Here is a 13030-nt window from a genome sequence, read left to right as displayed (position 1 = left end):
TTGAAAGGATCCTCGTTTGTTTGACCGCGCCTATTTCACCGCGCCCTGGGTGATGCCCGAGATGAACTGCTTCGACAGCACGATATAGAGCAGGGTGATCGGCAGTGCGGCAAGCGTCAGCCCGGTGAACAGCACGCCCCAGTCAGTGGTGAACTCGCCGACGAAGACGGTGAGGCCCTGCGGCAGCGTCTTGAGATTGTCCGAGGTGATCAGCACCAGCGGAAAGAAGAAGTCGTTCCAGATCGGAACCGCGTTCTGGATCGCGACGATGACCAGTGCCGGGCGCGCCAGCGGCAGCATGATGGAACGCATGATGCGGAATTCGCTGGCGCCGTCCATGCGCGCGGACTCTTCCAGTTCGCGCGGCAAGGTCCTGAGGAAGCCGGTCATGATGAACACCGCCGAGGGAATGCCCATGGCGACATAGACCAGCACCAGGCCGGCATAGCTGTCGACGAGGCCAAGCGAATCCAGCTGGATGAACAGTGGAATGATCGCCAGCTTCAGCGGCACGGTCATGCCGCTCAGGAAGAACATCAGCACCAGCGCGCTCAGCCGGAACTGGTAGCGGGCGATCGCATAGGCGGCCATGGTGCTGAACACCAGGATCAGCGCCACCGCGGCCGCCGTGATGCCGACGGAATTGGCGAGGTAGCGCACGAAATTGGTTTCGCTCCACACCCGCTCGGCATTGGCCAGCGAGAAGTGCGCCGGCAAAGCGAAGGGCGAGCTGAAGATCTCGGCATTGGTCTTGAAGGACGACATCACCATGATGAACAGCGGATAGATCATGATGACGGCGTTGATCGCCAGCATCAGCTGGATGGCGCCGTTCTTCAACAGCTCGCCGGGTTCCCTGGTGCCGACCGCTGTGCTCACAGTTCGATCTCACGACGGCGCAGGTAGCGAAGCGCGATTGCGGTGACGCCGGCAACGATGATGAACATCATCACCGCCAGCGCGCTGCCCTGGCCGAAATCCTGGATGCCTGTCGTCGTCGAGCCGAAGGCGGTGCGGTAGAAATAGAGGCCGAGCACGTCCGTCGCGCCGCCGGGCGAACCGGTGAGGCCGGCCATGACATAGGGGATCTCGAACCAGTTGAAGCTGCCGATGAAGGTCAGGATGGTGACGATGGTGACGCTCGGCGCGATCAGCGGCCAGATGATGCGGGTCATCAGCACATAGTCGCCGGCGCCGTCGAGGCGGGCGGCCTCGATCACTTCCTTGCTGATGCGCTGCATGCCGGCGAGCAGCACCAGTGTCGGGAAGCCGAGCCAGTGCCAGATGTTAGCGAACAGGACGCTGCCCAGCGCCGTCGATTCATTGCCGAGCCAGGGGACGGCGCCGATGCCGACAAGCGCCAGCGTCTGATTCACCAGACCGAACAGCGGATGCAGGAACAGCTTCCACAGGAAGCCGACGATGACCGCCGACAGCACGACCGGAAGAAAGACGATGACCTGGTGGATGCGGTGACCGGGCAGCGCCTTCAGCAGCGAATAGGCGAGCAGGAAGGCGGTGCCGTTCTCGAACACCATCAGCGCCACGAAAACGATGATGTTGTGCTTCAGCGCATTGTAGGTCCAGCCGCTATAAGGCTGTTCAAACAGCACCTTGCGGAAGTTTTCAAAGCCGATGAATCCGGTCGGCTGCAAGCCGTTGAACTCATAGAAGGCAAGGCGGAAGGCCGAGAGCAGAGGCCACAGCACGAACAGCACCATGACCACCAACGCCGGTGTCAGCAGGGACGCGATCCAGAGTGACCGGCGCCACGGAAAGGCTTTTGTGGTGTGGCGCCGGCCGATGTTCATGTCACTTGCCCTGGAAAGGCTTGTACCATTTGGCGAGGCCGTCGGTCAGGTCGGCGGCCAGCTGGTCCGGGGTGATCGAACCCGACATCATCTTGGTGATGTCGCCCTGCAGCAGTTCCGATCCCGTCGGCTTCTCGAAACGGAAGTAGACGACATTGATATGCGGCATGGCGGTTTCGTTCAACTTGGCGACGTGGGCGAGCAGCTCGTCCTTGATGACGACGCCCTTGATGGGCGAAATGTTGCCGAGAAGGGCGGAGAACTTGTCGCCGAACTCCTTGGTGCCCATCCAGTTGACCAGCTTGAGCGCCGCCTCCTTGTTGGCCGACTTGGCGTTGACCGCATAGCCGCCATCGAAGAACTTGGTCACCTGCGGCGTATCGCCGGCCTTGGCCATGGGCGGGGCGACGAAGTCCATGTTGATGGCCGGGCTCTGGCTCCTGTAGGTGGCGATGTCGAAGCTGCCGCCGGCCAGCATCGCCGCCTTGCCGCTGATGAACAGCTGGCCCGCGGTGTCGTAGTCAATGCCTTCGAAACCGGGAGGCATGTAGTCGCGCAGTTCGAGCAGCTTGCCGAGTGCCGCGACATAGCGGGGGTCCTTGAAGGTGGTCTTGCCCGACGTCAGGTCGCTGACGAAATCCTGGCCGAGGAACGGGTTGGTAAAGATGGCCACGAACATCTCGTTGAACCAGCTGGTGCCCATGCCATTGGCGAGGGGATAAATACCCTTGTCCTTCAGCGCCCTGCTGACGGTAATGAACTCATCCCATGTGGTCGGCGGTGTCAGCCCGGCCTTGGCAAAGACGTCCTTGTTGATGAACAGGCCGAGCGTCTGCGAAGCGAAGGGCAGCGAATAGACCTTCTTGTCGGCGCGGTAGGTGCCGGCCACCAGCGCATCGGCGGGCTGGTTGGCGAGCGAGGGCACCGTGGTCAGATCCTGCGGCTCGAAATAGCCGGCCTTCACGAACTGCTCCAGCCAACCGTAAGCATGGGTGTGGATGACGTCGCCGCCCTTGCCGGCGGCCAGCGCCGTCGAGACGATGGTCGGATAGTTCTCATCCGGGAACGACTCGAACTTCACATGGATGTCCGGGTTCTCCTTGGTGAAATCGGCGAAAAGTTCGTTGTAGGCGGCCTTGTCTTCCTGGCGCCAGGTCCAGAACGAGATGTCGGTTGCATGCGCCACACTGGCTGCCAATCCCCATGCGAAAGACGCGGCCGCGAGGGCCAGCCCAATCCTTCTCCTGCTCATGTTGCAATCTCCCAATCGCGCTTGATGCGCTTTTTACGACGATTATCAAATCATAGTTCTTGCCGTCTGGAAAGATAGTTTGTAAAGTTTCCTAACTAATGTGAATTGGACGCGGCAGCCCGCTTCGTCCGGCGTGCGCGGTGGATATCGGTGACCCAGAAAATCATTGCAGGCGTGGATATCGGCGGCACCAAGACGCGCATCATGGCGTATCTGGGCGAGCGCATGATCGCCGACGAGGTGCTGGTGACGGAGAGCTGGCGCATTCGCCAGATGGAGACCGATGCGACGACATTGGCCGGCATCGTCACCAATCTGTGCGGCGGCGTCGCGCCCGCCGCGTTGGCGGTCGGCGCCCATGGCTGCGACACGGGGGAACAATGCCTGCGCTTCCAGGCGCTGCTGGCAGACAGGACCGGCGGCGCGGTGCAGGTGGTCAACGACGCCGAGCTGATGGTGCCGGCCGCTGGCCATGTCGATGGCATCGGTGTCGTCTCCGGCACCGGCTCCATCGCGGTGGCGCGGACAGTCGATGGCAAGATGCTGGCGGCCGGCGGCTGGGGCTGGATCCTCGGCGACGAGGGCAGCGCGCCGGCCCTGGTGCGCGAGGCCGCGAAGGCGATCCGGCACAGCCTCGATCGGGGTCAGCAGGGCGATCCGCTGATTGCCGCGCTGATGCGCGAACTCAACACCGACGACCAGACCAAACTCGGTATCCTGCTCAACGAAACGCGTGGCGCGGCGGTCTGGGGTCGCTATGCCAACGCCGTGTTCGATGCGGCGATCGCCGGCTCGGCGCTGGCAACCCGCGTCATCCGGGAAGGCGGGGCAGGGCTTGCCGCGCTGGTCGAGCTGTTGATCGAACGCGGCGCCAATCCCGCCCTTGTCGTGGCCGGTGGCGGTGTCATTTCAGAGCAGCCGATGCTGATGACGGCATTCGTCGAGGCCATGGCAAAAGTGTCGCCGTCGAGCCAGGTGCTGCTGTTGCGCGAGCCGCCGGTGCTTGGCGCGGTCGCCTTGGCCAGGCGACTGCTCGTCGGCCAAGGGTTGTCCTCACAAATTGGAGCCATTTGAATGCAGAAGCGTATCGGTTATCGCCAGGCGGTGGCGCGCCAGACGGAAAGTCTCGAGGTCGGCCGGGGTTCGGTGGCTGCGGCGCTCGAGGGGCTCGATCTCAGTGCTTTTGCCGGCAAGACGATCGGGCTTGCAGGCATCGGCGCCAGCTATCAGTCGGCGCTGGCCGGCGCGCTGTACCTGCGCGCTTCCGGCATCAGGGCTTTCGCCTACACGCCGACCGATCTCTATGGCCGCACGGATGAAGCCGCCGACGCCTTCATCGCGCTCTCGGCTTCGGGGCAGAGCCGCGAAATCTACGATGTCATGCGCGAGGCATCAGCGGCGCCGCGCCTGGCGGTCTGCCGGGGCAGCGACAATCCGCTGGCTGGTCTGACCGGCGCGGTGCTGGCCGCGGATTCGGGCGCCGACAATGGGGCCAGTTCGACGGGCTACACAGGGACCTTGCTGGCACTCGGCATGCTGATCGACAGGCTTGCCGGCAACAGTTTCGACTGGACGCGTTTGCCCGGTGCGGTCGCCACCGTCCTCTCCGGCGCGCAGCGGGCGGCCGGGCAAGCGGCGCGGCTGCTGCAGGGCAGCACGTCAATCGATATTGTCGGCGCCGGTGTCGGCTTCGCCAATGCCGGCGAGGCAGCGATGCTGATCCGCGAAGCCGTTCGGGTGCCTGCCTCGGGATGGGATACGCTGAACTATCTGCATGGGCCGATGGAATCGCAGGATGCGGCCACCGGCGTGATCGCCATCGGCGACGGCCGCGAGGTCAAGATCGCGCAGGACATGGCGGGCTTCGGCTGTCCTTGCGTGCTGGTGACGAGGCGCACGGATGTCGCCGATGCCGAAAGGCTGGTGGTGATCTCCATCCCAACCCTCGGCAACGCGATGGCGGACGCGATATTGGAAATCATCGCCATCCAGCTTGTCGTTGGCGACATGCAGGATGCGGCCGGGCTCACCGACATCACCTTCCGCTATCGTCAGACCGACACCAAGCTGAAGCCGTGGTCGCCGACGGAAGTCTGACGTCTCTGCTCGGATGGCGTGGAAATTGCCAAACCGGCTGGCAATAGGGCATTGAGGGAGGGATGCGGCTTTCGAGTCGGGGCGGCAATCTCGCTTTCACCGACTGGAGGCAGGATTTCGGGCAAAGGTCGAACGGCTGAGATGGCGGCTGTGGAAATCCCCAATCTGACCGACAGCGCCCGCGCCGTGCTGCGCCTGCTCGCTTCGCACGGGCCGGTGACACGGCCGAAGCTCGGCGCCATGCTCGACCTGTCGAAGCCGACCATGTCGGCGGCGGTCTCGGAGCTGAGCGCGCTCGGCCTCGTTGCCTCGCGCGGGCTGGAGCGCGGCGCCATCGGCCGCACGGCGACGATCTACGGCATCGGCCCGGGTGCGGGCTATGCGATCGGCATCGATGTCGGCGCTGCGCAGGTGCGCGCCGTCGCCTATTCGATGGACGCACAGAAGCTGGCGTCCGCGGAACAGCCCATCCCGGAAACGATAGCCGGCGATGCCGACGAGGTCGGTGCCGTCGTGCTGTCGGTGGCGCGTGCCACAATGGCTGGGGTGGCCAAGAGTTTTCGCGCGCTGCGCGCCATTGCGGTGGCCGTGCCGCGCATCGTGTCCAACGATCGTTTTGACCGCCCTGGTGGGCCGTCGGCCGTGCTTGGCCTGCTGCGCCGCAACATCGAGGTGCCGATCATCCTGGAAAACAACGTCAACTGCGCGGCCATTGGCGAAATGCATTTTGGCGCCGCGCAAGGCCACCAGACCTTCGCCTTCCTGCAGGTTGGCGTGCGGGTCGGCCTCGGCTTCATCACCGAGGGGCGCCTGTTTCGCGGCGCCGGCGGTGCGGCCGGCGAAATCGGCCGCATGCCGTTTCCGTGGTCGACCAGCGAGACGCCCTATCGTGAGGGGCTGGAACACTATCTCGGCTCGCGGGCGCTGATCGAGCGCTGTCGTGTCGACTGGCCAGCACAGGAAGGAGCACCGCCGGACTCGGCCAAGGATCTGTTCGCGCGTGCCCTGGAGGGCTCGCCGCCGGCGGTGGCGGCCGTGGCGCGCCATGCCGCCGATATCGGCAGGTTGGCGGCGGGCTGCATCGGTATGCTCGACCCCGGGCTGATCGTGCTTGGCGGCGGTGTCGGCAGAAACCCGCTGATGACGGACAATGTCGCGCATGTCGCGGCGGAACTCGCATGGCCGACGCGGATCGCCGTCAGCTCGCTCGAAGACGGCGGCACGGCGCTCGGCGCGATGAAGCTGGCCGTCGATTACAGCCTTGGGCTGATGCTGCGCGAAGGCCGCCATCCGGCTGTTGTGTTGCCGCCGCGGTCCGAAGTGACGCAGGACGCGATGGTCGCTCAGGCAAGGGACGCCTGAAAAAAGAAAGGCAGGCGCGGGCGCCTGCCTTCGAGTTCAGATGCACGGCGCTTTAGGCAGCCGCGGCAACCTGCTGGCCAGCCACCACGGCGTCGACCTTGGCGGTCGCCTTGGCGAGCGCTGATGTCACCGCGTCAGGGCCCATGCCGACGCCTTCGATGCGGATGACGTCGACATCGGTCATGCCGAGGAAGCCGAGCACGCCGCGCAGATAGGGAACCGCGTGATCGAACTGGACGGCAGCGCCTTCCGAATAGATGCCGCCCGAAGCCAGCACGATATAGACCTTCTTGCCGGTGACGAGACCCTTGGGGCCGTTCTCGCCATAGGCAAAGCTCCTGCCGGAACGGGCGATGTGATCGACCCAGGACTTCAGCGTCGAGGAGATGTTGAAGTTGATGAAGCCGGTGGCGAGGATCACCGTGTCGGCGGCGAACAGTTCGTCGAGCACGACGTCGGAGACGCCGACGACTTCAGCCTGGCGCGGCGTGCGCGCTTCGGCGGGCGTGTAGATGCCGGTTGAATAGTCGGCATCGATATGGGGCAGCGGGTTGGCGACGAGGTCGCGCACGACAAGCGTGTTCGACGGATCGGCGGCGAGGAGTTTCTCGGCGAATTCGGTGGCGATGCGGGTTGAGTGCGAGGCAGCGCCGCGCGGGCTCGAGGTTACAAGAAGAATGGACATAGCGGGTCTCTCCAGTGGAATGAATTGTCCCGCCACATATGGGGCTATTAACCCATCAGATAAACTGGTATATTTTCTATACGATCCATCCACAAAATGGATACAGTGATGCAGCCAAATCCGACCCTCGATCAGCTTCAGATCCTTGTCGCCGTCGCCGATACCGGAAGCTTCTCGGCCGCCGGCCGCAAGCTCAACCGGGCCCAATCGGTCATCAGCTATGGCATCGCCAATCTCGAGGCGCAGCTTGGGCTGAAGCTTTTCGAACGCGAGGGCACCCGCGAGCCGCAGCTGACCGAGATAGGCCGGGCGATGCTGGAGGATGCAAGGCGCATGATCGGCGTGCTGCAGCGCATGCGCTCTCGGGTCGACGGCCACCATCATGGGCTGGAGGCGGAAGTCGCGCTGTCGGTCGATGTGCAGTTGCCCGCACCGGTGCTGGTGCGCGTGCTGAAGGCATTCGAGGCGCAGTTTCCGACCGTGATGCTGCGCCTGCATATCGGCACGCTCGGCGTGATTCCAGATCACGTCGTCAGCGGACAAGCCGATCTTGGCATTGGTGGCCTTCTCGGCGAGGTCGACGTGCATCTCATTCGCATTGGCTTCATGACACTGGTTCCGGCCGCTGCGCCCAGCCACCCGCTGGCACAATTGCCGAAGCCTGTGGCGATCGAGGATGTGCGCGAGCATATCCAGCTTGTCGTCACCGACCAGTCCGAACGCACCAAGGGGCGCGACTATGGCGTCTTTGCCTACCGGACATGGCGGCTGACGGACGTGCGCACCAAACACATGCTGATGCGCGAGGGGCTGGGCTGGGGCGGGCTGCCGCGTTGGCTGATCGCCGACGACCTGGCTGCCGGCCGCCTCGTTGAACTTGATCTCGAACCCTACAAGGAAGTGAATTCGCCGCTGTTTGCCATGCACCGCACCGATCGCAGCCCGAAGCCCGCCGCCGCCTGGCTGATCGAGCAGTTCAAGCGAGAACTCGGCTGCTTCAACGAGTTCGAGCCGGGCGAGCTGCCTGACGAGGAGCTGGAGACAATCCGTCAATCAGCGCCATGAGCACGGCGCGATAATCCTCGGCTGAAGCGCCGGCCTCGATGGCGAGCGCGGCGCGGTCGAAGGCGGAGGCAAGCATCGCGGTCAGTGCATCCACAGGCAATCTCGCCACCATGTTGGCCCGCATCGCCGCGACCAGGCCTTCGCGCAGCGAGCGGTTGCCGTGGCGGTTGTCGACCGCATCCATGGCGGCGCGGCCGAGCACGGCCGGGCCGTCGAGCAGCAACAGCCGCGTGCGGCCGGGCAGGCGCATGGCGGCGAGATAGGCGTCGGAGCCGGCGATGAGCGCATCGCGGGCTTCGAGCGAGGGTGGCGAGGCTCGGTCGATCTCGTCCGCCACCGCCTGCGCCTCCTGCTCGACCACGGCGGCAAACAGAGCCTGCTTGTCGGCGAAGTGGTGGTAGAGCGCGCCGCGCGTCACGCCGGCCGCGACGACGATCTCCGGCGTGCCGGTCTCGGCATAGGATTTCTCGGTGAACAGCTTCCGCGCCGCCGCGATCAAATCGGCGCGCGTTGCCTCGGTGCGGTCGCGGTTGGAACGGCGTCCGAAATCCTGTTGCATACATACAGCCTGTATGTTAATTCGACTTACATACAGACTGTATGTTATGCCCAGGGAGAAGGAAAGATGAAGACCACCAGCTATTACCCGGTGCTGATGACCGGCGACGTTGCCGGCACGGCGGCCTTCTACGTCAAGCATTTCGGCTTCCAGCCGCTGTTTGAAAGCGACTGGTACGTGCATCTGCAATCCGCCGAGAACAAGCGGGTCAATCTGGGCATCGTCCAGGGCGACCACGAAACCATCCCGGAAGAGGGGCGAGGGCGCACCTCGGGCCTGCTGATCAATTTCGAGGTTCGCGATCCCGATGAGGTCTACGAGCGGGTCCTGGCCGCCGGCCTGCCGGTTCTGCGAACACTGCGCGACGAACCCTTCGGCCAGCGCCATTTCATCACCAGGGATCCCAACGGCGTGCTGATCGACGTCATCAAACCGATCCCGCCCAGCGAGGAATTTCTGGCGCAGTACGCCGAGGGCGCCGCGGGGGTGTGAGCGACGGTCTCACCCAGCCCGTGCCACCGGCGTCACCGTCACCTGGCTGACGCCGGTGCGGCGCACCACCGTGCACAGCGTCTCGCGGCCGATGCGCTCGGCGTCGAGCATGCGCACGAGGTCGTCGACGCCGGTGACCGGGCGCCCGTCTATTGCCGCGATGATGTCGCCCTCCTTGAGGCCGGCCTTGTCCGCCGGGCCATTCTTCTCGACGCTGCGCAACCGCACTGCCGTGCTGGTCGACACCTGCGACAGAAGGGCGGCGCGGCGCGGCAGATTGGTGGTATCGGCCGAGATGCCGATGAAGGCGCGTCGCACGCGGCCGAAGCGAATGATCTCCGAGATGACGAAATTGGCCGTGTTGGAGGCGACCGCGAAGGCGATGCCTTGCGCGCCGTGGATCATGGCGGTGTTGACGCCGATGACTTCGCCCGCCGACGACACCAGCGGCCCGCCGGAATTGCCGGGATTGAGTGCCGCATCGGTCTGGATGACGTCGTCGATCAGCCGGCCGGTCGAGGCGCGCATCGAGCGGCCAAGTGCGGAGACGACGCCTGACGTGACCGTCCATTCGAAGCCGAGCGGATTGCCGATGGCAATGGCGATCTGGCCGCGCCTGAGCCGCTTGGAATCGCCCAGCGGCGCGACATCGGCAAAGCTGCCGTCGGCCCGCACCAGGGCGATATCGGTGTCGGGGTCGCGGCCGAGCACGCGGCCCTCGCTGGAGGCGCCGTCGGGCATCGACACGCGCACTGTTTTCGCGTCACCCACGACATGGAAGTTGGTGACGACCAGCCCGTCCGGCGCAATCACGAAGCCGGAACCATGGCCGCCCTGGCCACCAATGCGTTCGATGCGGCAGACGGCCGGGCCGATGCGGTCGACAGCGTCGGCGACCGTCATGGAGTAGGCGTCGAGCAGCGTGTCATCGGATTGGAATTTGGCGGCGGCGAGGGCCATGGGCGGGCTCCGTGTTTTCAGGCGTAACGACGCCTTTTGTCTTGTGCATATCGTTGTCCCAAAACCGCTGAGCACTTTTGGGCAACACGCACTATATGTGCGGAGCGGCCGGAACCGCCGCGACCTGACCAGATGGCCAGTCAAACCGCCAACTAGCCGTCAGGCGAGTACCTCCAGGGGCGCCGTCGGGCGATATCTGGGACATGACGAACCCAGGAGACCATCATGAGTGACTTCAATCTGAATGCGTTTTCGCAAGCCGTTGCCGACCTTGCGGCACAAGCGGCGCCGGCGACCGCGAGCTTCACGACCCATCATCACCGCACGGCAAGCGCCTTCCACTGGAGCGACGGCTATTTCGTCACCGCCGAGGAGGCGGTCGAGGCCGGCGAGGAGATCGAGCTGACGCTGGCTTCGGGCGAGACGGTGAAGGCCGAACTCACCGGCCGCGATCCTTCGACGGGCGTTGCCCTGCTGAAGCCGGCCACTGCCGTGAATGCCGCGCCGCTGGCCAAGGCCGACGCGGTACGGCCCGGCAATGTCGCCATTGCCATCGGCAACAGCCAGGGCTCGGCGCTGGCCGTGTCGGGCTCGGTCGGCGAAGTCGGCCCGGCCTGGCGCTCGATGCGCGGCGGCACGATCGACCGGCGCATCAATCTGGCCGTCGGCGCCGGCGGCCGTTTCGAGGGCGGTCCGGTGCTCGACGCCAAGGGCGGGCTGATCGGCATGCTTCTGTTCGGGCCGCGCGGCCGGGCGCTGGTCATGCCCTATGAGACGATCGAACGCGCGGTCGCGACCCTGCGCGAGAAGGGGCACGTCGCCCGCGGTTACCTCGGTGCGGGCCTGCATCCGGTGCGCGACCGTGACGCGAAGGGCGCGATGGTGATGAGCCTCGACGACAATGGCCCGGCCAAGGCCGCTGGCCTTTCCCTCGGCGATATCATCGTGGCCTGGAATGGCGAGGCGGTGCATGGCCCGCGCGACCTGATCCGCAGGCTCGGCCCTGACAGCGCCGGGGTTTCCGTGACGCTTGGCGTGGTGCGCGGCGGTGAACAGCGCGATGTGACATTGACCATCGGCGAAAAGCCGCTGAGCTGAGAGGATTGATGGAAGCGCTCTCCAGCGACCGGATCATGAGTGATGGCGCCGCTTCGCGGCGGCTTGTGGTGCTGATCGCGCTTGGCGATGCCGCGCGCGCCGAGCGCCTGGCCGCCACGCTTGCCGCGAGCGATGACCTGCTGCCGGTGGTGGCCGGCGGCGGCAGGGCCGACGTCGCCATCATCGACGACAGGAGCGGAGATGCCGTGCCGGCCTCGGTTCCACGGGTGTTGCTGGGACGTGCTGGCGGCGAGCGGCCCGCCGGCGAGGTGTTCGCCATGATGCCCGCTGGCGCCGATGATCTGCTGATCGCCGCGGCGGCGCGGCTGGCGGCGGCCGGCTATCGCGTCACCGGCGATGGCGGCCACGGACGCGATGAGGATTTCCACACGGGCGAGGGTGCGCCGTTCGAGGATGAACCGGCCGACGACCATGCCGTTCGCCCGGCACTTTCGCCGCGCGAGGCGGAAGTGCTGGCGCTGCTCGCCGAAGGCGCGCCCAACAAGGTGATCGCGCGGCGGCTCAATATCTCCGTGCACACGGCGAAGTTCCACGTCGCCGCGATCCTGATCAAGCTCGGCGCCGCCAACCGCACCGATGCCATCGCCATTGCGATGCGGCAGGGGCTGGTGCTGGTTTAGCCTCCGCTGCGTAACCCACATGCGGGCATCTCGGGCCTTGCGCTGTGGTCGCCCGCCGCGCAAAGGTTCGCGCCTGCCATGTTGCAAGGGAGGCGCAAGGAATGTCGCTCAAGGGAAAGACGCTGTTCATCTCCGGCGGATCGCGCGGCATCGGACTGGCGATCGCGCTGCGCGCGGCGCGCGACGGCGCCAATGTGACGATCGCGGCCAAGACCGCCGAGCCGCATCCGAAGCTGCCCGGCACGATCTATACCGCCGCCGAAGAGATCGAGCAGGCCGGCGGCAAGGCGCTACCCGTGCTGTGCGACATCCGCGAGGAGGCGCAGGTCGCCGAGGCGGTTGCAAGGACCGTCGAAAAATTCGGCGGCATCGACATCTGCGTCAACAACGCCAGCGCCATCCAGCTCACCGGCACGCTGGAGACCGACATGAAGCGCTATGATCTGATGCACCAGATCAACACGCGGGGCACCTTCCTGGTCTCCAAAATGTGCATTCCGCACCTGAAGTTAGCCAACAATCCTCACATCCTGAATCTGGCGCCGCCGCTCGACATGAAGGCCAAGTGGTTCAAGAACCATGCCGCCTACACCATGGCCAAGTTCGGCATGTCGATGTGCACGCTGGGCATGAGCGCCGAATTCGCCAAGGACGGTATCGCGGTCAATTCGCTGTGGCCTATCTCGACCATCGATACGGCGGCGGTGCGCAATCTGCTGGGTGGCGCCACGGTGGCGGCAATGAGCCGGTCGCCCGACATCATGGCCGACGCCGCGCATGCCATCTTCATGCGGCCGTCGCGCGAGGCATCAGGCAATTTCTACATCGACGAGGAAGTGCTGCGCGCCGAGGGCGTCAGCGACTTTTCGGTCTATGCGCCCGATGCGACCGGACCGCTGGCTGGCGACTTTTTCGTGCCGGACGAGGTTTTTGCGCGGACGGACAGCAAGATCAAGAATATCTACTAGCCCTTCGACGCAGAGCACTTCATTTCGAGATCGGCTCCAA

General features: G+C 65.1%; 14 protein-coding genes. 8 read left to right on the top strand and 6 right to left on the bottom strand.

Going from position 1 to position 13030, the window contains the following annotated elements; genetic code table 11:
- Nucleotides 1-30: 30 nt before the first annotated feature.
- The 3 genes from FJ977_RS23825 to FJ977_RS23815 are packed head-to-tail and all read right to left on the bottom strand — an operon-like array spanning nt 31 to nt 3063.
- The gene (locus tag FJ977_RS23825) at nt 31-879 is read right to left on the bottom strand and encodes a carbohydrate ABC transporter permease (RefSeq protein ID WP_140774596.1); all 849 of its coding nucleotides are present in this window, start codon (nt 877-879) and stop codon (nt 31-33) included.
- Nucleotides 876-1811: a sugar ABC transporter permease gene (locus FJ977_RS23820; RefSeq protein ID WP_140774595.1), complete on the bottom strand. Its 936-nt coding sequence runs from the start codon at nt 1809-1811 to the stop codon at nt 876-878. The genes FJ977_RS23825 and FJ977_RS23820 overlap by 4 nt, the downstream gene beginning before the upstream one ends.
- Before the next feature lies 1 nt (nt 1812).
- Nucleotides 1813-3063: an extracellular solute-binding protein gene (locus tag FJ977_RS23815; protein WP_140774594.1), complete on the bottom strand. Its 1251-nt coding sequence runs from the start codon at nt 3061-3063 to the stop codon at nt 1813-1815.
- A gap of 150 nt (nt 3064-3213) precedes the next feature.
- Here FJ977_RS23815 and FJ977_RS23810 point away from each other — a divergent pair, with 150 nt between their 5' ends.
- The 3 genes from FJ977_RS23810 to FJ977_RS23800 all read left to right on the top strand — a co-directional run bounded on the left by FJ977_RS23810 (nt 3214) and on the right by FJ977_RS23800 (nt 6522).
- Entirely contained in the window at nt 3214-4137 is a 924-nt protein-coding gene (locus tag FJ977_RS23810) for a BadF/BadG/BcrA/BcrD ATPase family protein (protein WP_244735364.1), read from the top strand.
- The gene (locus FJ977_RS23805) at nt 4138-5160 is read left to right on the top strand and encodes a sugar isomerase (protein ID WP_140774593.1); all 1023 of its coding nucleotides are present in this window, start codon (nt 4138-4140) and stop codon (nt 5158-5160) included.
- Between the two features lie 141 nt (nt 5161-5301).
- The gene (locus FJ977_RS23800) at nt 5302-6522 is read left to right on the top strand and encodes an ROK family transcriptional regulator (protein WP_140774592.1); all 1221 of its coding nucleotides are present in this window, start codon (nt 5302-5304) and stop codon (nt 6520-6522) included.
- Nucleotides 6523-6574: 52 nt separating this feature from the next.
- Here FJ977_RS23800 and FJ977_RS23795 read toward each other — a convergent pair whose 3' ends face one another.
- Nucleotides 6575-7207, bottom strand: coding sequence for an FMN-dependent NADH-azoreductase (locus tag FJ977_RS23795; protein ID WP_140774591.1), 633 nt, complete (start codon nt 7205-7207; stop codon nt 6575-6577).
- A 108-nt stretch (nt 7208-7315) separates the two neighbouring features.
- Here FJ977_RS23795 and FJ977_RS23790 point away from each other — a divergent pair, with 108 nt between their 5' ends.
- Nucleotides 7316-8272: a LysR family transcriptional regulator gene (locus tag FJ977_RS23790; protein WP_140774590.1), complete on the top strand. Its 957-nt coding sequence runs from the start codon at nt 7316-7318 to the stop codon at nt 8270-8272.
- Here the strand turns inward: FJ977_RS23790 and FJ977_RS23785 are convergent.
- Nucleotides 8205-8831, bottom strand: a complete 627-nt coding sequence (locus tag FJ977_RS23785) for a TetR/AcrR family transcriptional regulator (RefSeq protein WP_140774589.1) — start codon at nt 8829-8831, stop codon at nt 8205-8207. The two genes, FJ977_RS23790 and FJ977_RS23785, sit on opposite strands and share 68 nt — an antisense overlap.
- 66 nt (nt 8832-8897) lie before the next feature.
- Here FJ977_RS23785 and FJ977_RS23780 point away from each other — a divergent pair, with 66 nt between their 5' ends.
- Entirely contained in the window at nt 8898-9323 is a 426-nt protein-coding gene (locus FJ977_RS23780) for a VOC family protein (protein WP_140774588.1), read from the top strand.
- Nucleotides 9324-9332: 9 nt separating this feature from the next.
- On the opposite strand, the gene FJ977_RS23775 is transcribed toward FJ977_RS23780, so the two are convergent.
- Nucleotides 9333-10283 (bottom strand): trypsin-like peptidase domain-containing protein, encoded by a 951-nt coding sequence (locus FJ977_RS23775; RefSeq protein WP_140774587.1) that lies wholly within the window; start codon nt 10281-10283, stop codon nt 9333-9335.
- Nucleotides 10284-10508: 225 nt separating this feature from the next.
- Here FJ977_RS23775 and FJ977_RS23770 point away from each other — a divergent pair, with 225 nt between their 5' ends.
- From FJ977_RS23770 to FJ977_RS23760, 3 genes are all read left to right on the top strand, one after another.
- Nucleotides 10509-11381 (top strand): S1C family serine protease, encoded by an 873-nt coding sequence (locus tag FJ977_RS23770; protein ID WP_140774586.1) that lies wholly within the window; start codon nt 10509-10511, stop codon nt 11379-11381.
- An 8-nt stretch (nt 11382-11389) separates the two neighbouring features.
- Nucleotides 11390-12022, top strand: coding sequence for a helix-turn-helix transcriptional regulator (locus tag FJ977_RS23765; protein ID WP_140774585.1), 633 nt, complete (start codon nt 11390-11392; stop codon nt 12020-12022).
- 101 nt (nt 12023-12123) lie between these two features.
- Nucleotides 12124-12990, top strand: coding sequence for an NAD(P)-dependent oxidoreductase (locus tag FJ977_RS23760; RefSeq protein ID WP_140774584.1), 867 nt, complete (start codon nt 12124-12126; stop codon nt 12988-12990).
- Nucleotides 12991-13030 lie beyond the last annotated feature (40 nt).

The organism is Mesorhizobium sp. B2-1-3A, from assembly GCF_006442655.1.
Lineage (GTDB): Bacteria > Pseudomonadota > Alphaproteobacteria > Rhizobiales > Rhizobiaceae > Mesorhizobium.
The sequence above is the reverse complement of the archived record's forward strand: the minus strand, read 5'-3'. Positions and strand labels throughout refer to the sequence as shown.